Origin of the sequence: Chitinophaga sp. (assembly GCF_036569125.1) — a bacterium.
GTDB lineage: Bacteria > Bacteroidota > Bacteroidia > Chitinophagales > Chitinophagaceae > Chitinophaga.
This window is the reverse complement of the sequence record NZ_DATCRF010000620.1, coordinates 1-21,264: the sequence shown is the minus strand read 5'-3', so window position 1 is coordinate 21,264 and position 21,264 is coordinate 1. Positions and strand designations below refer to the sequence as shown.

The following is a 21,264-nucleotide window of genomic DNA, read 5'->3' as shown; positions in this document are numbered from 1 at the left end:
GCACATCATGACCTCCATGCGCATTAAGGATTCCATTGCCCGGCATACCTCTTATTTCCAGGCAGAGCTGCTACGCCTGCAGCAGATCGTAAAAGTGCTGCAGCGCGGCGGTAATGTATTTATATTGCTGGATGAGATCCTGAAAGGCACTAACTCCGCCGACAAGCTTACCGGCTCACAACAATTGATCACCCATCTTTTACAATATAATTGCCTGGGCATGATTGCCACCCACGACCTGGAGCTGGGGCAGCTGGAACAGGTATACCCGCAGCAGATCCGGAACTATTGTTTTGAAAGCACTATCCAGGAAAATCGTTTGTACTTCGATTACCGCATCCGCGAAGGCATTGCCCATAATAAGAATGCTACTTTCCTGATGCAGCAAATGGGGATAATATGATGTGCGGATGTGCAGATAGGCAAATGTGCAGATGGTTTGGAGCGAAGATCATATAAGCATCTTGTACTCATCTGCACATTTGCCTATCTGCATATTTGCACATCATTTTTTATTTGGTAAATAGCTAATTAATTTAGTATTTTTACTAAAATAATTAGTATATGACTTTGCCTTTCCAGGAAGGGGGTGCGCCTGAAAATTATTATAAGGGCAGGGGCGCGCAGCTGAATCCAAAGAATAAATTCCTGCAAAGTGAATACGCGCAGGATCACCCGGAAGGGATCGATGAATGGTGGCAGGCGGATGTGCCTACCCAGATCATTGAGGAGCATGCAAAATCATTGGTGAATAAGGTAGATAGCCCGGATGTGGGGATGTGGTACTCCATGAACCCTTACCAGGGCTGTGAGCATGGCTGTATCTATTGTTATGCGCGTAACTCGCACCAGTACTGGGGCATGAGCGCCGGGCTGGATTTTGAGCGCAAGATCGTAGTAAAAAGGAATGCCCCGGAGCTGCTGCGCAAGTTCCTGGATAATAAGAACTGGGTACCCAAACCCATTAGCCTTTCCGGCAACACGGATTGTTACCAGCCGGTGGAGCGTAAAATGTGGATCACCCGCCAGCTGCTGGAAGTAGCCCTGGAATATAAGCAGCCCCTGGGTATTATTACAAAAAATGCGCTGGTGCTGCGGGATAAATACCTGTTACAGAAACTGGCGCAGGACCAGCTGGTATGCGTATATGTATCCATCACCTCCCTGCAGGAGGATCTGCGTTTAAAAATGGAGCCCCGCACCACTACCGCAGCACAGCGTTTTCGTATAGTCAAAGAGTTAAGTGATGCCGGCATACCCGTTGGGGTAATGACGGCGCCCATGATCCCCGGACTTAATGAGCATGAAATGCCTCAGCTGCTGGAAATGGCCGCCCAGAACGGGGCTAAGTTTGCCGGTTACACCATTGTACGGTTAAATGATGCTATAAAGATCATTTTCAACGACTGGCTGTATAAGAACTTCCCTGACCGGGCAGACAAGGTATGGCACCTGGTGGAAAGCATGCACGGGGGAAAGGTGAACGATAGTGAGTTTGGGCGCCGCATGCGGGGTGAGGGGAATGTAGCAGACCTGATCCGCCAGCAGTTTAAGATCCATACCAAAAAGAACGGGTTGAATATGGAGAAGGTTGAATTAAATACTTCGCTGTTTCAAAGGCCGCAGCAGCAATTACGGCTTTTCTGATAGGGCAGTTCACAGACCACGGGCTACAGACCGTGCGGGCGGTAAGTGTTCATAACCTGTTGCTGACTGTAATCCGTGGACTGTGGACCGGCTTTTATGAAAAAAACATTAATTCTCAAAAAAAAATATCTTTTGAATTTTGCGCAATAAAAAAATAAAAATATCTTTGTTGCAGCAAAAGAAAAAAAATGTTACGCAACCATCAACATATTATCTCTGCGGTGTCCTGCAAGCTGAAGAAGCAGGTCAAGAGCGGGTTGCGGGCATGTTGCACCAATTGTTAACAAACTAGTTATCAAGTGATAAAACAAAAGTCCCGCAGGCAAGATGCGGGACTTTTTGCTTAAGCGTAGTTCGTAATGATGACTGAACATAAGACAAAAAGTAGTATAGCAACTGTTGGATGTATGAGCGCATCACCGTCAAAAGATGGTGCGGTTATGCCATGGAGAAAACTTATGTTAAAAAAGCCTGATGGGCAAGGTATATAGCAAAGCAGTATAGTTTTTGTTATAAGATCCCGGCCCGTTGGAAATCGTGCCGGGATTTTTGTTTTTTAAATACTTTAATACGTTATGTGCTAGCCCGTACAAAGGATCAGGAAGGTGCATAACCCCAAATAGTGTAGTACCATGAGAAATATTATTCAAACAGTAAGAGAGGCTTTGCTGAACAACTTCAAGGAGTTGGATACGTGGTTTGACCGGGATCCGGTTTTGCTGGATTTTAAACCCGGGCCGGATCAGTGGAATGCCCATGAGGTGCTGGAGCATATCAGCCTTACCAATTATTTTTTATTGCTGATCATTAACAAAGCTACCCGCCGTGCGCTGGATCGTAAAAGTAATGGCCATACAGTGATACTGCCGGGCGACTACTTTGACAAATTTGAGCAGATAGAGGTGATAGGCAGCCAGTCATTCGGCTGGATACGCCCCGATCATATGGAGCCTACGGGTATGAAGGATATGCAGGTGGTAAGAGCCTTGCTGAAGCAGCAGTATGCGCAGTGCATGTACAACCTGAGCCTGTTGAAGAACGGCGAAGGGCGCCTGGTGTTCACCAATATGTCTGTAAATAACCTGGGTAAGCTGGATATATACCAGTATATCTATTTCCTTACCAAGCATATTGAAAGGCATATCCGCCAGCTGCAGCGGCTTGAAAAGCAGTTCTCTTCTACAGGTAGTATGGAATTAATATAAAAACGGTCGACCAGCATCATCTGTTGCTGTTAATCCTTTTTTTGCTTTCGAGTTCATTTATAGTGCGTGCCATCCAACAGCTTAGTGATGGCACGCTGTTTTAACAGGAATGGCTAAACGAAAATTTTTGAAAAAACAGGCATAAAAATTTGTAGGATCAGAAATATTCGATTTATCTTTGCAGGGTTCAATTTAATCACTAAAACATTTTAACATGCGTCAATTCATCATAAATACAAAAGCAGCGGTGTCCTTTCCAAAGGGCCATCACCTGCGCCGGGCATGTTATAACGAGAAATGAGACAAAGAGATTTGTGTATATAACAAAAAGCCCGGCTAATAACAAGCCGGGCTTTTTTGTTACCCGGAATATGCTTCAGATACTAACAAACACACACCGCCGCGGGCAGTTGCCCGGTATTACAGCGCCTGATACAGGCCGCTATTACCGGGGCGGAGCCGGCTTTGCACATCGCAGGGTCTGTTGGGTAAGGTATGCAATGATGTAATGGTAAAACATGCACATTATTCAGCCCTGCCCGTGTACGCGAGCAGGGTTTTTTTGTAAGATATTTTTTTCGTCTCTGTTTGCATTAACCCACTATTCAACAACGCCAGGTGCGTTACTATGTATTCATCTTTACCAGGGGCCGGCAGCAGAAAGGAACGCTGTGAGTGCACTGGTAAAGAAACGAATACGGACCCGCGCCCGGCTACTAACACAACAACTGATGAACGATCATATACAACAACGCATCATATCGGCAGACAGTATTTTCAGTACCCGGCTGCTGGAATCCAAGCAATTCTATATGTATTGCTTTAATGCCATACCCAGCGTAAACCTGGTGTTAGGCATTGATGGATACCGCGCGCTGAAGGTTTTCCGGGAAACATTTGCTGCTGATATAAAACATACCTATCAATACGGCGTATTGGAACGCAAGCAAAAGAAATACGAATATTCTATTACGCTGATAGTAATGAGCAACAACTGCATGGTGGAATTTGGAGAAGGTTATGGTGAAATACTGCACAACGGGCAAAACACCGCTTTTGTAGATGAGGTGACCGCACTGGTACGCAGGTTCAGGAAACGGGTACAGCATAAGAAGAACAACATTAGCCTAATCACGAACGATGGACATGGCCTGGAGCTGAGTAACATGGAGATCAAAAAAACAAAGCTGGACCTGGGCCTTTATTATGAAGATGATTTTGCGGCGATTGATAACACCATTCAAAAGCGGCTGAACAAGCAGAATGATAAAGGGATTGTGCTGCTGCACGGTTTACCGGGCACCGGTAAAACCACCTACCTGCGGTATCTGATAGGGCGGCTGAAAAAGCGGGTATTATTTGTATCGCCCAGCATGGCCACGCACATTACGCAGCCTGGTTTTATAGACCTGCTGATCGAAAATCCGAACAGCATACTGGTGATCGAAGATGCGGAGAACATTGTGATGGACCGTAAGCTTACCGGTGAATCAACCGTATCAAACCTGCTGAATATTTCAGATGGTTTGCTGGCAGATTGTTTGAATGTGCAGGTGATCTGCACCTTTAACAGTGACCTGTCTATGATAGACAGTGCGCTGCTGCGGAAGGGGCGGTTAATTGCAAAGTATGAATTTTCCCGGCTATCGGTACCCAAGGCGCAGCAGCTGTCGCGCCACCTGGGCTTTGATACCGATATCTATCAGCCTATGAGCATTGCGGAAATTGCTAATCAAAATGAAAAGTCCTTTGAAAGAAAGGCATCCCTGATAGGTTTCAGGGCTAACTAAAATATTCAAAACCCACGATATGCCCAGATTAAGACTTACCGGTAAGGCGCTGCGTAACATAGGATACCCTGAGGGGCCTGCGATCAGCGTAGCCATTACCGCTATGGAAAAACAATTCAGACATCATTCCGAAGAGGCGGCGTTGGATATCTTAAAGCAGGTGCTGTTAGATCCGATGGCCTACCTGGCGGATGATGGTTTGCGAAAAGTAGCGGGTAAGTTGATGGAGACAAAGGAGGAAGAAGATATTCCGCTAAAAGAAATACCGGTACCCTATGAAATATACGGGGCCGGGTTTATTGAAACCGGCGCCCTGCAGCAAATGAATAATGCGGTAAGGCTGCCGGTAGCCGTAGCCGGCGCTTTAATGCCGGATGCGCACCATGGTTATGGTTTGCCCATTGGCGGTGTGCTGGCTACCCATAATGCAGTAATACCCTACGGGGTAGGCGTAGACATTGGCTGCCGCATGTGCCTGAGCATACTGGACCTGCCGGTGGTATCATTAGAGCGGCATGCAGCTAAATTTAAAAAGGAGCTGGTAACACAAACAGAATTCGGGGCCGGCGCTACCTGGGTTGGCAAAACAGAAGATGCTGTGCTGGAACATGCGCTGTTCCGGGAAATACCGATGCTGCGGCACCTGCACAAGAAAGCGGTGGAACAGCTGGGCACCTCCGGCAGCGGTAACCACTTTGTAGAATGGGGCATTGTACAAATAACAGGCACCAATGAATTTAGCCTGCCGGCAGGTGCTTATGTGGGCCTGTTATCGCACTCCGGCTCCCGGGGCCTGGGCGCACAAATAGCAGCGCACTATACGCGGCTGGCGCGGGAATTATGCCAGCTGCCCAGGGTGGCCCAGCATTTTGCCTGGCTGGAATTAGATAAAGAAGCAGGCCAGGAATACTGGGCTGCTATGAACCTGGCCGGCGATTATGCCAGCGCCTGCCATAACCAGATACACCGGCGTTTGATTAAAGCCATGGATGCGCGCTTGCTGGCAAGGGTTGAGAACCATCATAACTTTGCCTGGAAAGAGATCCATAACGGACAGGAGGTGATCGTGCACCGCAAAGGCGCTACACCAGCGGGTAAGGGAGTGCTGGGCATTATACCCGGCTCCATGACGGCGCCCGGTTATATTGTAAGAGGCAGGGGAGAGGCCGCATCTTTACACTCCGCATCGCATGGCGCAGGCCGTGCAATGTCGCGCTTTAATGCGGCACAATCCATTAGCCAGTATGAGCTGAACAAATACCTGAAAGAGCAGGGGGTAATACTGGTGGGTGGCGGCCCGGACGAAGCGCCCATGGCATACAAGAACATTAATGAAGTAATGGCTGCGCAAAGCAGTCTGGTGGATGTGATAGGACGCTTTCAGCCCAAAATAGTAAGGATGGCCGATGACGGCAGCAAGGAAGATTAGGATATTTTTTTGAATGGGTAGTAGTAAGTATAATGGTCCATTGCCTGACGTTTGTATGATGTAATACAATGTTATGGTTCAATGAGCCATTATTACTTTTAATTAGTCTATTATTTTTGTAGACTATTTAAAATAAAAGCAGTATTATTGTAGCCGTTTACCACCACCTTATTATTGTTTAGCCGTAGTCTATGCACTTAAATCACATGGCATGGGCCATTCCACTATTCCTGTTACTCATGGGTATTGAATATGGAGTAGCCCGCAAAAAAGGGTGGAAGTATTTCAGCTTTTCCACTTCCATATCCAACCTGAATGTAGGGGTAGCAGAGCGTTTGCTGGATACCTTTACCATAGGCATCTTCTATTTTGTATATGATTACCTGCACCGGCATTTTGCCATCTTTAACATACAATCCAGCGTGCTGTTGTGGATAGCGTTGCTGATAATGACGGATTTTATATGGTACTGGTATCACCGCCTGGCGCATGAGGTGAATATTTTGTGGGGGGCGCATGTAGTGCATCACCAGAGTGAAGATTTTAATTACACAGTATCTGCACGTATCACGGTGTTCCAGGCATTTGCCAGGATGATGTTCTGGTCTGTGCTGCCGGTGATAGGCTTTCCGCCGGCCATGATCATCAGCGTGCAGCTGGTGCATGGCTTATACCCGTTCTTTATTCATACGCGCACGATTGGTAAGCTGGGCGTGCTGGAATACATATTTGTAACACCCTCGCACCACCGGGTACACCATGCCTGCAATGAGCAATACCTGGATAAGAATTACGGGGATGTGCTTATTATCTGGGATAAGCTGTTCGGCACTTTTATAACGGAACAGGAAGAGCCGGAGTATGGGCTCACCAAACCGCTGGACAGCCATAGCTTTTTATGGCAGCACTTTCATTTTCTGCTGGAAATAGCCTATGCCTTCAGGCAGGCGAAAGGGTTAAAACAAAAATGGCTGGTGGTGTTCGGAAAACCGGATCATATTAACCCGGGCATCAGGGAGGTGCTGGAAGAAAAATTCCTGTTCCGGAACCCAACCGGCACTACTACCCGGCGGCTGCATAATTATGTGGTAGCCCAAATGGCCATGACGCTGGCAGCGCTGTTCTTTTTCCTGCTGCTGGAAAAATATATTCCCCTGTTTGTGCAGGCCTGTTTCACGGTATTCATTTTCCTGACGCTGATCAACAGCGGGGCCATACTGGAACAGCGGCAATGGGTGTTTTACCTGGAGTATGCACGTTTGCTGGTGATCTTTTTGGCGGTGTATTATTGCTGGCCCAGGCCCGGCTTGTTATGGCTGATAGCCCTGGTGCAAACGCTGGTATTTTATTATAAAGCTACTATTCAGCAAAGATATTTACGCCTGTTATACGGCATCAGAACTTAATACGCAGGTTACGTGGCCGAGAGACGAGGTAAAGGTCAGCAAAACCTTTTACGACGGTTTGAATCCGTCCGTAACCTGCTTGCTCTATTAAAACAAGCGGCAGGAATAAGATGCTCACATCTTACTCCTGCCGCTTGTTTTTTAACTACGCTTTTAACCTAAACCCTGATATAGACCTTTCGTTTATCCATCCACCATCCCAATAACCAGAAAAGGCCTACATGGAACAGGGCAAACAGCAGGGAGCCGGGGTAGTTGCCGCCAATGGGGCGGAAAATATGCTCATACAGCCATCCGTACAGGTTCTCATCCGGCCCGGTACGCACCAGCAGGTATAGCTTTACCACTACGCCGGACATAACGTAAATGAATAAAGGATTTTTCCCGAACACCTCAAAAAAGGCCGCGGGTTTGGTCCAGCCCCGGAATTCAATCGCATACATAAGTACAGACAACAGCAGCAGGGCAATGCCTGCTGTATACAATACGTAGGAGCTGGTCCATATTTTTTTATTGATAGGGAACACCATGTTCCAGCACAGCGCTGTAAATACTAGCACGCAGCCGGTAACCAGCAGGCCGCACAGCATGGGATAATCTTTCCCTTTTTCCTGGATATATATACCGGCCAGGTAGCCGAATATTACATTACAAATAGCCGGCAGGGTGCTTAAAATACCTTCCGGATCAAAGGGTACGCCTTCGCCCCGGTACAGGTGCTGCTCCCCCAGCAGCCATTTATCCAGCCGCAGGCCTGCATAACCATCCAGGCTATAGGGATCGCCCTGGCCAAAGGCCAGCACCAGCCACCAGTATACCAGCAGCAGGCAGCCCGCTATTACAAAGGCCCGCCGCGCCCCCCAAAAATGAATGATCAGCGCTGCCAGCCCGTAACACAGGGCTATGCGGGGCAGCACGCCCATAATACGCAGCTGGGAAAGGGATTTAAATACCAGTTGCCCTTCCGTGTTCCATCTGAAAAAAGGGAACCAGTTCAGGAATACCCCGATCAGGAAAATGAGCAGGGTACGTTTCAGGATCTTCCTGACAGCGGTGGCATGGCCCTGCTCCCTGTACTTTTTCATGGAAAAGCTCATAGCATTGCCTACGGCAAACAGGAAAAAGGGAAATACGAGGTCGGTAGGCGTACAGCCATGCCAGGGGGCATGCTCCAGCGGGGTATATACATATGACCAGCTGCCCGGGTTATTAACCAGGATCATACCGGCCACAGTAAGGCCGCGAAAAACATCTAAGGATAGGAAGCGTTGTGTGTTGGACATTAGTGGGCTATCTGTTGCTTTAGCATTTTCCGTGCAAAATGGATCCGGCTTTTAATGGTGCCCATAGGCTCGTGCAGCATATCGGCTATTTCATAGTATTTAAAACCTTCATAATACAACAGGAAAGGGCGTTTGAATAAATTAGGGAGCCGGTAAATGGCGTGCTGAATATCTTTTACCTGCATGCTGGTAACGGCCTCGTTATCCACGTAGGGCTGGTGTAACAGTACCAGCGCCCGGGTGGCGCGTTCCAGGAACAGCTGTTGTTTTGCCCTGCGGCGGTAATGGTTAATGAACAGGTTACGCATGATAGTAAAAAGCCAGGCACGAATATTGGTACCCTCCGTGTATTTTTCCCGGTGTAGCAGCGCCCGGTACATGGTTTCCTGGTAAAGATCGCGGGCAGCTTCCGAATCACGGGTAAGCGCTATTGCAAAAGGCTTCAGGAAATCGCCCTGAAGCAGCAACAGGTCCGTAAATTCGGCGGGTGACATGGGTGCTGATTTTGGTTTTAGCTAATTTAAACAAAACGGGTAATAAATCCTAAAAAAGCTACAGGAGTGGTAAACGTAGCCAGGTGAATGTCAGGCTGCTTATGTCCAAAAGACCTATGCCGGCAAAAAATGCCGTTGTTTAGTATTAGTATATATGAGCCGCTTACAGAAAATTATATTGCCGGGAAGCGTTTATTATCCGGCTGATTTTCATCAACGTAATGCAAATATGTTATTTTTAATAGATTTGCACCTGATTTGCCGGTTCCTGGCAGGTTAGTGAGGTCCAAAAAGAGGCATTTACAGAATCATTCAAGAAAGTACATCCGATAATTCATGTTTAAGAAGATATTACTGTTACAACTCTGTTTGCTCGTAGGTTTTTGTGCGGCTGCGCAGATCCCTTCCACTATCTCCAAAGACCAGCTAAAGCAGATCCATGTAGATGACCTGTCGGACGACCAGATCAGGCAGCTGGTGGCAAAGATGAAACAGAACAATATTTCATTTGATGAGATCGATGAGTACGCGGCAGATAACGGCATCTCTGATACAGAAGTGATCAAGCTGAAAGCACGCATACAGCAGCTGGGGCTGGATACGGTGTTATCCGGTAAAACAGGAAAAAATACCACGGCCAATTCTGATACCTCGGAAGAATTAGACCGTATGGTGAATGACACGACGGACTATTGGAACGATAAGCTGCGCAGGCTTAACAGCAAGGAAGATTATGAGCGTGCGCTGCGCCGCAGGAAGATCTTTGGTTCAGAGCTGTTCAATAACCGCAACCTTACTTTTGAGCCGAACCTGCGCATGCCCACCCCGCCTAATTACCAGATAGCGGCGAATGATGAGCTGATCATAGATGTATACGGCTATTCCGAAGTACAGCATCAATTAAAGGTTAGCCCGGATGGTTATGTACGGATCCCTTACCTGGGGCCGGTTTACGTGAACGGCCTTACCATGGAGGAGGCCCGTACCCGCATCACCAAACAATTATCTTCTATTTACGGCGGCATAAAAACAGGAAATACTTTTGTACAGATCTCACTTGGCAGCATACGCAGTATACGGGTATTGCTGATCGGGGAGGTTGACCGCCCCGGCACTTACAGCTTACCCAGCCTGGCCACGGTGGCCAATGCACTGTATGTATCCGGCGGGCCGGGTGAAAATGGCTCGTTCCGTAATATACAGGTTATCCGTAACGGGCAGCCCGTAGCCACTTTTGACCTGTACGATTTTCTGGCGCATGGCGACCTTACCAATAATGTAGTGCTGCGCGACCAGGATATTGTAAAGGTGAATCCGTATAAAACACGGGTGGAGCTGGCAGGTGAGGTAAAACGGCCGGCCATTTTTGAAGCAAAGGAAAATGAAAGCCTGCAGCAGATCCTGGACTATGCAGGCGGTTACACGGATAAAGCCTATCATGAAGTGATCCGCGCCAACCGGATTACCAACCGGCAGCGGGAGGTAGTGAATGTACCCGCCAGCCAGATAGCGAGCTTTCAGTTAAAATCGGGTGACCTGTTTACAATAGACTCTATATCCAACCGCTTCACTAACCGGGTAACCATCACCGGCGCTGTATTTCACCCCGGTGACTATGCGCTGGAGCCGGGAATGACCGTAGGCGACCTGATAAAAAAAGCAGATGGAGTGAAGGAGGAAGCAGCCCTGGCGCGCGGAGTAGTGCGCCGCCTGCAGGCCGATTATACCCCTGCTATGATCAGCTTTAATGTACAATCAGCCCTGAACGGGCAGCAAACACTGGCCCTTCAGCGGGAGGATAGCGTGGTGGTATATTCCAAAATAGACCTCCGGGAGCAATACCAGGTAAAGATCATTGGCGAGGTGAATGCCCCCGGGCAATATGTGTATGCCGACAGCATGCAGCTGGAAGACCTGATACTGATAGCCGGTGGCTTAAGAGATGCGGCCTCCCTGAAACACGTAGAAATAGCCAGGCGTATACGTAATAACAGCGCAGATTCTTCCGACAGCCGTATGGCTATTATACAGCAGTTTGATATTAATGCAGATCTGAGCAATAACCCGGGCGCAGCGGCCTTTGCCCTGCAGCCTTTTGATGAGATTATGATCCGCAAGGCGCCTTCTTATGCGGAGCAAGCCAATATTGAAATAGGCGGTGAAGTGTTATACCCGGGTGAATACACTATTAATACCAAACAGGAACGCATTTCAGATGTATTACGCCGTGCCGGCGGCCTGCGCCCGGAAGCCTATCCCGAAGGTGCTGTATTGCTGCGCAAAACCTTTGTAAATGAATCTGACAGCGCCTTCCTGACCAACAAGCTGGAAGTATTTTATAATAAGCTGCAGGACAGCTCAGATATTGAGCGGGTGCGGAGCGCAGTACAACGTAAAGAACAGCTGCTGGGTATTAACCTGGACCTGATCATAAAGAACCCGGGCTCTAAATACGACCTGTTGCTGGAAGAAGGGGATGTGCTGAAAGTGCCTAAGAAACTACAAACCGTGCAGGTTTTCGGCGAAATATATTTTCCGAAAAAATTGCGGTTTGATAATTCCATCAGCTTCAGGAATTACATACGCGGCGCCGGCGGCTTTACTTCCCAGGCGCTGAAAAGGCGTAGTTATATTGTATATGCCAACGGGGAAGTGAAAAATACCCGGAAGGTATTGTTCTTTAACAGCTATCCGAAAGTGAGGCCTGGTGCGGAAATATATGTGCCCACACGAAGGGAGCGCAGGGGCCTGAGCGGGCCGGAAGCTATTGGTATGGCCAGCGGGCTGGCATCTGTAGCCCTGATAGTGGTAACGTTACTGGATAAGATCAAATAATAATTACGCCGCTATGGAACCTGTGCCCTACAAAATTGCAGTGATTGGTTTAGGATATGTAGGGCTGCCCCTGGCTATTGAATTTGGTAAGCATTATAATGTTGTTGGATTTGATATTAACAGCGCCCGGATCGCAGAGTTAAAAACCGGGAAGGACCATACGCAGGAAGCAGACCTTGAAGCTTTAGCGGCGGTGATAGCAGCCGGTAAGCAGGAAACAGGAAGCGGATTGCAATTCTCGGACGACGTGGCTGTATTGGCGGCCTGCAACATTTATATAGTTACCGTGCCTACGCCGCTTAACCGGTTTAAGTCGCCCGATCTGGGGCCCTTATTACAGGCTTCAGAAATGTTAGGCCATGTGTTGAAAAAAGGAGACCTCGTGATCTACGAATCTACTGTATACCCGGGTTGTACAGAAGAGGATTGTGTACCGGTATTGGAAAATACTTCAGGATTAAAGTTCAATACTGATTTCTTTTGCGGGTATTCCCCGGAAAGAATTAATCCTGGCGATAAGGTGAATACCCTTGCCAATATTAAAAAAGTTACCTCCGGCTCTACCCCGGAAATAGCTGCCAGGGTAGATGAGCTTTATAAAAGTATTATAACAGCAGGCACGCATAAAGCACCCAGCATTAAAGTGGCAGAGGCTTCCAAGGCAATAGAGAATGCGCAGCGGGATGTAAATATCAGTTTTGTAAATGAGCTGGCCCTGATATTTGACCGGATGAATATTGATACGATGGATGTGATTGAAGCAGCAGCCACCAAATGGAACTTTTTGAAATACAGGCCCGGCCTGGTAGGTGGCCATTGCATAGGAGTAGACCCTTATTACCTGGCCCATAAGGCAGAGGCCTTAGGTTACCATCCGCAGGTGATCCTCTCCGGCCGCCGGGTCAATGATAATATGGGTATGTTTGTAGCCAATAAGGTGATCAAGCTGATGATAAAGAAAGGGCATAAAATAGAAGGCGCCCGTGCACTGATATTAGGTATTACGTTTAAAGAAAATTGCCCGGATATACGTAATTCCAGGGTAATAGATATTTACCGGGAGTTAAAAGAATTTGGGTTGAATGTGGATGTATATGATCCGCATGCTTTACCCGCTGTAGTGGAACGTGAATATGAGCTGACATTAAAGCAAACACTGAACAACAGGTACGATGCTATTATTTTAACCGTAGCGCACCAGGAGTTTAAGCTCCTGGATCTTGGCGCTTTAAAAGACGGGCAAAAGGCAGTAGTATTTGATACCAAAGCATTTTTAGACCGGGAGTGGGTAGATGCCCGCCTATAAGACAACAAGAAGCATACATCACTATAATGGAGGAAATTGTACAACATAAGCAGTCAGATCAAATATCCCTGAATGATGTGATATTGAAACTACATGGGTGGTGGAAATATTTCCTGAAAAATTGGGTGATCATTGTGATCTGTGGATTGGCCGGCGCCGGATTAGGGCTTACCTACTCATTGATGAAAAAACCGAATTATGTAGGCGAATTAACGTTTGTGATGGAGGATGGGAAAACCAATCCGCTATCGGCCTATATGGGTTTAGCCAGCCAGTTTGGTATTGACCTCGGAGGAGGATCCAGCAGTGGTGTATTTGCGGGTGATAATGTGATTGAGTTCCTGAAGTCGCGGTTGATGGTGGAAAGAACATTACTAACACCGGTGCAATGGGAAAATAAACAAATAAGCCTGGCCGACCTATACATTAAAGCCTATGAGCTGGATAAGGCCTGGGAAAAGAACCCGGCTCTGAAAGGACTTCATTATCCGTTAGGGCTTGAACGTACAAAATTCAGCTTACGGCAGGATAGTATTTTAAACGTTATACAGGGAACGCTGGTGAAACAGAACCTGGAAATAGCCAAGGTGGATAAAAAGCTGGCCTTTATAGGCGTAAAATGCACCAGCTTAAATGAAATCTTCTCAAAAACATTTACGGAAAGGCTGGTAAAAGAAGCTACTACCTTTTACATAGATACCAAGATCGGGCGCTCCAAAGTGAATGTAGATAAGCTGCAGATCTCCGCCGATTCGCTGGAGCTATTATTAAACCGTAAAACATATTCAGTGGCAGCCTCACAGGATGTAAACCAAAACCCTGCCCGGCAGGTGGCTAGTGTAGGTACGGAAGTGCAGGCAAGGGATAAAATGGTTTTACAAACCATGTATGCCGAAGTGATAAAGAACCTGGAGCTAAGCAAAATGGCGATGGCGCAGGAAACACCGGTGGTACAGGTGGTAGATACGCCTATACTGCCCCTGAAAAAAGAGAAGTTCGGAAAGCTAAAGGGTTTGATCCTGGGCGGCTTTGTAGGCGGCTTTTTAATATTAGGCTTCCTGGTGGCGAGAAGAGTGATCCGTAATGCTTTGGCAGGTAAATAAACACAGGACTGAACGTATTACATCTATTATAAACAGTAATTGTCATTATCTGAATGGAATTAAGGAATAAAAAAGTTTTAGTTACAGGCGCCGATGGATTTATTGGCAGTCATTTGGTAGAACAGCTTTTAGAAGAAGGATGCCAGGTAAAGGCCTTTGTATATTATAACTCTTTCAACAGCTGGGGCTGGATGGATACTTTTTCCAGGGAAACACTGTCAAAAATAGAAGTGTTTGCAGGAGATATCCGTGATCCCAATGGGGTAAGGACTGCTATGAAAGGTGTGGATGTAGTATTTCACCTGGCAGCCCTGATAGCTATACCATTCAGCTATCACTCCCCGGATTCTTATATAGATACCAATGTTAAAGGAACCCTGAATGTGGTGCAGGCCGCAAAGGACCTTAACATTGAACGGGTGCTGGTCACCTCTACTTCCGAAGTATATGGTACCGCCACCTATATACCCATAGATGAAAAACATCCCCGGCAGCCGCAGTCGCCATACTCTGCTTCAAAAATAGGGGCGGATTGTATCGCAGAATCATTTTACCGGAGCTTTAATCTGCCTTTGACTATTGTAAGGCCGTTTAATACATTTGGCCCCCGGCAGTCTGCCAGGGCGGTTATACCAACTATCATCACGCAGCTGCTGAAAGGTAAAACGGATATTCATTTAGGGGATACTACCCCCACCCGTGACCTGGTATATGTAAAAGATACCGTGAAGGGATTTGCAGCCATTGCTAAATCGGATGCGTTGATCGGTGAGGACTGCAACATTGCCACCCAATCGGAAATAAGTGTAGGGGCGCTGGCCGGCCAATTGATTACATTGATCAATCCTGAAGCAAAGATCATTCAGGATGAAGCCCGTTTAAGGCCGGAAAAGAGTGAAGTGTTCCGCCTGTACGGTTCAAAAGAAAAGATCACTGCACATACTGACTGGAAGCAGCAGTATAGCCTTGAAGAGGGGTTAAGGGAAACCATAGAATGGTTTAAAGTAGCGGAAAATCTCAAAGGGTATAAAGCGGATATTTACAATATTTAAGCCGGGCAATAATATGAAACCAGATAACATCATAGGGTTTGTAAGAAAGGTATTTAACCAGCCGGAGGGATTTATTCCTTTGCATGTTCCGCATTTTGGTGGTAATGAAAAGAAATACCTGGCAGATACTATCGATTCCACTTTTGTTTCCTCAGTAGGCGCCTATGTAACACAGTTTGAAAAAATGATGGCGGATATTACCGGCGCCCGCTATGTTATAGCTACTGTAAATGGTACTACCGCATTACACCTCGCCATGGTGCTGGCCGGCGTGAAGTATAATGATGAAGTGATCACACAACCGCTCACTTTTGTAGCCACTGCAAATGCCATTACACATGCAGGCGGCATACCGGTATTTGTGGATGTGGATAAAGATACGATGGGACTGTCGCCGGTTGCGCTAAAGGCTTTCCTGGATGAATTTGCGACTGTAAATGATCAGGGTCAGTGTATCAATAAAAAAACCGGAAGGCGTATAGCAGCCTGTGTGCCCATGCATACTTTTGGTTTCCCGGTTAAGATCGAAGAAATAATGGCGGTATGTACGGCATATCATATCCCTGTTATAGAAGATGCTGCAGAATCATTAGGCAGTTATTACAGGAATAAGCATACCGGCACCTTTGGGATGCTGGGCACCTTTAGCTTTAACGGTAATAAAACGGTAACCTGCGGGGGCGGCGGCGCCATTGTAACAAATGATGAAGCCATTGCACAAAGGGCCAAACATATCTCCACCACCGCCAAAGTACCACATGCCTGGGAATTTGTGCATGACGAGGTGGGATATAATTACCGTATGCCCAATCTGAATGCAGCGCTGGCTTGCGCACAATTGGAGCAGCTGCCGGCTTTTATTGAGAACAAGCGGGAGCTGGCAGGCTTGTATGCGCAGTTCTTTAACGGCTCACCCGTTACCTGTGTGCAGGAAATGAAGGATGTAAAAGCCAACTACTGGTTAAACACCATTGTTTTTCCTGACCATCAGCAGCAGCAGGAATTTTTACAGGAAAGCAATGCGCAAAAGGTTATGACAAGGCCCATCTGGCAGTTAATGAATAAGCTGCCGATGTATGCCGGTTGCCAGGCTGATAAGATGGAGAATGCACAGTGGTTAGAGGAAAGAGTGGTGAACCTGCCCAGCAGTGTACGCTTTAATTAATAAAGAATGGGAAAAAAAAAGCTCATACTGATAGGTGGCGGCGGGCATTGTAAATCCTGTATTGATGTAATTGAATCCGCAGGTGAGTTTGAGATTGCGGGTATACTGGATGTGAAGGAAAAGGTAGGCAGCAACATTGGCGGCTACAGTATTATAGCCACAGATGAAGAGCTGGACCGCTTCCCGGCTGAAGACTATTATTTTTTAATTACAATAGGGCAGATTAAAAGTGCCGGCATACGTAAAAGGATCTTTGAACAGCTTATCGTCACTAAGAAAAGATTAGCAACCGTAATATCGGCTCATGCGCTGGTATCAAAATACAGCAGCGTAGGAGCCGGTACAATTGTGATGCATGGTGCAAAAATAAATGCAGCAGCCCGGGTCGGCGATAATTGTATTATTAATACAAATGCAAATGTGGAACATGACTGTATGATAGGCGATCATGTGCATGTATCCACAAATGCAGTATTAAATGGAGAATGTAATGTTGGTAATGGCTCATTTGTTGGAAGTAACAGCGTTTTAGTAAATGGAATAACAATCGGCGAAGCCGTTATTATAGGTGCGGGTGCTGTGGTAAACAGATCCCTGAATACCCCGGGCATTTATGCCGGTAACCCATGCCGTAAAATACATTAATATGAAGCATACGATCATTATAGCGGAAGCAGGAGTGAATCATAATGGCAGTTTAGAGAATGCAAAAAAGCTGGTAGATGCTGCTGTAAATGCCGGAGCAGATTATGTGAAGTTTCAGACGTTCAAGGCAGAAAAAATTGCCAGTAGATCGGCAGGGAAAGCTGCTTACCAGGAAAAAACCACCGGTACAAGTGAATCACAGCTGGAGATGCTGCGTAAGCTGGAGCTGAACGAGGCCGCTCATTTAGAGCTGATTGATTATTGCCGTCAAAAAGGGATACAATTCCTGTCCACCGCATTTGACCTGGATAGTATAGCGCTTTTGCAGGATCTTGGTATTACACTGGGAAAAATTCCATCCGGTGAAATTACCAATCTGCCATACTTAAGAAAAATGGCAGCTGCATTTCCACGGCTTATCATGTCAACCGGTATGTCCTATATGGCTGAAATTAAAGCAGCCGCAGAGGTATTGGTAAAGAGCGGAGTGGCCAGGGAACATATTACCATATTACATTGTAATACGGAATATCCCACGCCAATGGAGGATGTGAACCTGCAGGCTATGCTTACCATACAAAAAGAATTAGGAGTAGCTATTGGTTATTCTGATCATACACAGGGCATTGAAGTATCAATAGCTGCAGCGGCATTAGGCGCTACGGTTATTGAAAAGCATTTTACACTGGACCGGAATATGGAAGGTCCGGACCATAAGGCCTCCCTGGAACCGGATGAGCTATTAAGTATGGTGAAAGCCATTCGTAATATTGATAAGGCATTGGGAAACGAGATAAAAGAACCCTCCACTTCTGAAAGCAACAATATTAAAATAGTACGTAAAAGCATTGTGGCCAAAAGAAGTATAGCTAAAGGGGAAGTGTTTGCAGAGGAAAACCTGACGGTAAAAAGACCGGGAACCGGTATCAGCCCCATGGAATGGGATAGGGTTATAGGACAAACTGCGGCCCGTGACTTTCAGGAAGATGAAATTATTTCACTATGAGCAGCAGAAAGATCTGTGTAGTTACCGGCACAAGGGCCGAGTATGGACTGCTCTACTGGACCATCAAAAGCCTTTCTGAGGATCCGGCATTTACATTACAGCTGCTGGTAACGGGTATGCATTTATCTCCGGAATTTGGATTAACCTACCGGCAGATTGAAGCGGATGGATTTTCAATTGATAAAAAAGTAGAAATGCTTTTGTCGTCTGATTCCGCAGCGGGGATCAGCAAAAGTATGGGTTTGGGAATGATAGGTTTTGCAGATGCCTTTACGGAGCTGCAGCCGGACCTGGTACTTTTATTGGGCGACCGGTTTGAGATCTTTTCTGCTGCTGCAGCAGCAATGGTATGCCGTATTCCTATAGCACATTGCCATGGGGGCGAAGCAACGGAAGGTTTAATAGATGAGCCTATCCGTCATTCTATAACCAAAATGTCCCACCTGCATTTTACAGCAACGGAAATGTTCAGGAACCGGGTGATCCAGTTAGGGGAATTGCCGGAGAACGTATTTAATGTAGGAGCGTTAGGTATTGAGAATATTAACAGGTTGCCTTTGCTGAATAAAGAGCGTTTTGAGGAGAGTATTGGATTTAAATTGGGAGAAAAGAATTTGCTGGTGACCTTTCACCCGGTAACGCTGGAATTCAATTCTGCTGAAACGCAATTTCAATCTTTATTGGATGTATTACATTCCCTGACAGATACCAAAGTGATCTTCACAAAAGCTAATGCAGATACAGATGGAAGGATCATTAACCAGATGATAGATGACTTTGTGAGGAAATATCCGCAGCAAGCCGCCGGTTTTACTTCTCTGGGACAATTAAGATATCTTTCTGCTTTACAGCATGTGAACGCGGTGATCGGAAATTCATCCAGCGGACTGGTAGAGGTGCCAACTTTCAAAAAGCCAACGGTTAATATCGGAGACCGGCAGCGTGGAAGGATAAAGGCTCAAAGTGTGATCGATTGTGAGCCTGATCTTGAAAATATTAAGAAGGCTATTGATCTCGCATTAAGCCCTGCCTTTTCTGATAGTATAAGAACGATGCAAAATCCTTACGGGGTTGGTAACGCATCAGAAAAGATCATGCAGGTTTTAAGGAGCGTTGAGTATAATGGATTATTAAAGAAACGGTTTTATGACCTCAACAATATAACATGAGGATTTTTTTTATCGGCACGGTTGAATTTTCTTATAAGGCATTACAGCAATTAATAGCAACAGATGCAAATATTGTCGGCGTAGCAACGAAGGAGTCATCTGCATTTAACTCAGACTTTGCGGATCTAAAACCGGTTTGCGCGGCCCATAACATAGCCTGTAAGCAGGTCAACGATATTAATCATCCAAATAACATTTCATTTATAAAAGCCGCTAACCCGGATGTGATCTATTGCTTTGGCTGGTCCAGCCTGATAAAAAAGGAATTGCTTGATCTGGCGCCGTTGGGAGTAATAGGCTTTCACCCGGCTGCCTTACCATATAATCGCGGCAGGCATCCCATCATCTGGGCATTAGCCCTGGGATTAGAGCAAACCGCTTCCTCCTTTTTCTTTATGGATGAGGGAGCCGATACGGGAGATATTTTATCTCAGGAAACTGTGCCGATAACATTGGAGGATAATGCAGCCACGCTTTACGAAAAAATCACCATTACGGCCCTGGGGCAGATCGTTACATTTACCCGGCTGTTATCAGAAGGACGGTTTAAAAGGATCGGCCAGGATAAAGAGAGCGGAAATACCTGGCGTAAGAGAGGTAAAATGGACGGACAGATCGATTTCAGAATGAGCAGCATGAGTATCTATAATCTGGTAAGGGCATTAACCAGGCCTTACGTTGGTGCACACGTTGCCACTGCAAATGGCGATGTAAAGGTTTGGCAGGTAAAAATAGCTGAAGAAAATACCAGGAATATAGAGCCGGGGAAAATACTGGCAATAAATGATGGGCATATAAAGGTAAAAACGGCTGATGGGGCTATATGGCTCACCGTACATGATTTTGAAGCATTACCCAAGCAAGGAGAATATTTATGAATAAGGTTATTGTTATTTCTGCTCACCCTGATGATGAAGTACTGGGAGCCGGAGGCGCCATGCTAAGGCATGTTAGTAAAGGAGATGAGGTTTACTGGCTTATTGTAACCAATATATCAGAAGCACAGGGTTTCAGTGCAGAAAAGGTTTTGTCGCGGCAAAAGGAAATAGATATAGTAGGTAAAATGCTGGGTGTAAAGAAAACATTTAAGCTCGATTATCCTACTATGTCATTAACCTCCGGTAGCCTGCTAAAGCTGGTACCGGATATCTCTGCCATATTTCAGGAGGTACGCCCGGAAATAATTTATTGTTTAAACAGATCGGATGCGCACTCCGATCACCGGGTATTGTTTGATGCAACAATGGCATGCACAAAATCCTTCCGGTATCCTTTTATTAAGCAGGTGCTGATGTACGAATGTATCTCAGAAACAGAATTTGCTCCGGCGCTGCCTGAGAAAGTATTTATTCCCAATTACTTCATTGATATCACACCGTTTATGGAGGACAAGCTGGAGATCATGAAGATATACGCTTCCGAGCTGGGTGAGCATCCTTTTCCACGCAGCCTGGCCAATATACGGGCTTTGGCACATTTCAGAGGCGCAGTGGCGGGTGTTCAATATGCAGAAGCTTTTCAGTTAATTAAATTTATAGATAAGGACTGATGGAGTTTAGAAAACATCTGATAAATAAAGACGAAAATGTACGGGCTGCATTGACCAAGCTTAATAGCCTGGGATCAGATGCTATCTTGTTTGTTATAGATGAGGCAGAGAAGCTGGTTGGCTCACTTACAGATGGCGATATACGGCGGGGTTTTATAAAAGGGCTTGACTTTAATAACC

Annotated in this window: 19 protein-coding genes; 17 read left to right on the top strand and 2 right to left on the bottom strand. The window is 46.4% G+C overall.

What is annotated here, in order from left to right; translation table 11 throughout:
- From VIM87_RS23130 to VIM87_RS23105, 6 genes are all read left to right on the top strand, one after another.
- Positions 1 to 403 (top strand): MutS-related protein (locus VIM87_RS23130; protein WP_414649664.1); only part of this gene is annotated, 403 nt, incomplete at its 5' end.
- Positions 404 to 564: 161 nt separating this feature from the next.
- Positions 565 to 1,647, top strand: a complete 1,083-nt coding sequence (locus VIM87_RS23125; RefSeq protein WP_331999296.1) for a PA0069 family radical SAM protein — start codon at positions 565 to 567, stop codon at positions 1,645 to 1,647.
- A gap of 632 nt (positions 1,648 to 2,279) precedes the next feature.
- Entirely contained in the window at positions 2,280 to 2,852 is a 573-nt protein-coding gene (locus tag VIM87_RS23120) for a DinB family protein (RefSeq protein WP_331999295.1), read from the top strand.
- A gap of 731 nt (positions 2,853 to 3,583) precedes the next feature.
- Positions 3,584 to 4,642: an AAA family ATPase gene (locus VIM87_RS23115; protein ID WP_331999294.1), complete on the top strand. Its 1,059-nt coding sequence runs from the start codon at positions 3,584 to 3,586 to the stop codon at positions 4,640 to 4,642.
- Between the two features lie 19 nt (positions 4,643 to 4,661).
- On the top strand, positions 4,662 to 6,071 hold the full coding sequence (locus VIM87_RS23110) for an RtcB family protein (RefSeq protein ID WP_331999293.1): 1,410 nt from the start codon (positions 4,662 to 4,664) through the stop codon (positions 6,069 to 6,071).
- A 191-nt stretch (positions 6,072 to 6,262) separates the two neighbouring features.
- Positions 6,263 to 7,477 (top strand): sterol desaturase family protein, encoded by a 1,215-nt coding sequence (locus VIM87_RS23105; protein ID WP_331999292.1) that lies wholly within the window; start codon positions 6,263 to 6,265, stop codon positions 7,475 to 7,477.
- 158 nt (positions 7,478 to 7,635) lie between these two features.
- Here VIM87_RS23105 and VIM87_RS23100 read toward each other — a convergent pair whose 3' ends face one another.
- Positions 7,636 to 8,760 (bottom strand): acyltransferase family protein, encoded by a 1,125-nt coding sequence (locus VIM87_RS23100; protein ID WP_331999291.1) that lies wholly within the window; start codon positions 8,758 to 8,760, stop codon positions 7,636 to 7,638.
- Positions 8,760 to 9,254 carry an RNA polymerase sigma factor gene (locus tag VIM87_RS23095; RefSeq protein WP_331999290.1) on the bottom strand — a complete coding sequence of 165 codons (495 nt, stop codon included), beginning with the start codon at positions 9,252 to 9,254 and terminating at the stop codon, positions 8,760 to 8,762. The genes VIM87_RS23100 and VIM87_RS23095 overlap by 1 nt, the downstream gene beginning before the upstream one ends.
- A 336-nt stretch (positions 9,255 to 9,590) precedes the next feature.
- On the opposite strand from VIM87_RS23095, the gene VIM87_RS23090 reads away from it, so the two are divergent.
- The 11 genes from VIM87_RS23090 to VIM87_RS31440 all read left to right on the top strand — a co-directional run.
- On the top strand, positions 9,591 to 12,089 hold the full coding sequence (locus tag VIM87_RS23090; protein WP_331999289.1) for an SLBB domain-containing protein: 2,499 nt from the start codon (positions 9,591 to 9,593) through the stop codon (positions 12,087 to 12,089).
- A 13-nt stretch (positions 12,090 to 12,102) separates the two neighbouring features.
- Positions 12,103 to 13,395 carry a nucleotide sugar dehydrogenase gene (locus VIM87_RS23085; protein WP_331999288.1) on the top strand — a complete coding sequence of 431 codons (1,293 nt, stop codon included), beginning with the start codon at positions 12,103 to 12,105 and terminating at the stop codon, positions 13,393 to 13,395.
- Between the two features lie 26 nt (positions 13,396 to 13,421).
- Positions 13,422 to 14,498, top strand: coding sequence for a hypothetical protein (locus tag VIM87_RS23080; protein WP_331999287.1), 1,077 nt, complete (start codon positions 13,422 to 13,424; stop codon positions 14,496 to 14,498).
- 53 nt (positions 14,499 to 14,551) lie between these two features.
- The gene (locus VIM87_RS23075; RefSeq protein WP_331999286.1) at positions 14,552 to 15,550 is read left to right on the top strand and encodes an NAD-dependent 4,6-dehydratase LegB; all 999 of its coding nucleotides are present in this window, start codon (positions 14,552 to 14,554) and stop codon (positions 15,548 to 15,550) included.
- A gap of 13 nt (positions 15,551 to 15,563) precedes the next feature.
- Positions 15,564 to 16,715: a LegC family aminotransferase gene (locus VIM87_RS23070; protein ID WP_331999285.1), complete on the top strand. Its 1,152-nt coding sequence runs from the start codon at positions 15,564 to 15,566 to the stop codon at positions 16,713 to 16,715.
- Positions 16,716 to 16,721: 6 nt separating this feature from the next.
- Positions 16,722 to 17,360 (top strand): acetyltransferase, encoded by a 639-nt coding sequence (locus tag VIM87_RS23065; protein ID WP_331999284.1) that lies wholly within the window; start codon positions 16,722 to 16,724, stop codon positions 17,358 to 17,360.
- Between the two features lies 1 nt (position 17,361).
- Positions 17,362 to 18,366 carry an N-acetylneuraminate synthase gene (gene neuB / locus VIM87_RS23060; protein WP_331999283.1) on the top strand — a complete coding sequence of 335 codons (1,005 nt, stop codon included), beginning with the start codon at positions 17,362 to 17,364 and terminating at the stop codon, positions 18,364 to 18,366.
- Positions 18,363 to 19,535: a UDP-N-acetylglucosamine 2-epimerase gene (gene neuC / locus VIM87_RS23055; RefSeq protein WP_331999282.1), complete on the top strand. Its 1,173-nt coding sequence runs from the start codon at positions 18,363 to 18,365 to the stop codon at positions 19,533 to 19,535. Before neuB ends, neuC begins: the two co-directional genes overlap by 4 nt.
- A complete protein-coding gene (locus VIM87_RS23050) occupies positions 19,532 to 20,413 on the top strand; it encodes a formyltransferase family protein (protein ID WP_331999281.1) in 882 nt (293 codons plus the stop codon). Before neuC ends, VIM87_RS23050 begins: the two co-directional genes overlap by 4 nt.
- A complete protein-coding gene (locus VIM87_RS23045) occupies positions 20,410 to 21,084 on the top strand; it encodes a PIG-L deacetylase family protein (protein WP_331999280.1) in 675 nt (224 codons plus the stop codon). Before VIM87_RS23050 ends, VIM87_RS23045 begins: the two co-directional genes overlap by 4 nt.
- A partial coding sequence (locus VIM87_RS31440; RefSeq protein ID WP_414649663.1) for a CBS domain-containing protein occupies positions 21,084 to 21,264 on the top strand: 181 nt, incomplete at its 3' end. The genes VIM87_RS23045 and VIM87_RS31440, both read left to right, overlap by 1 nt.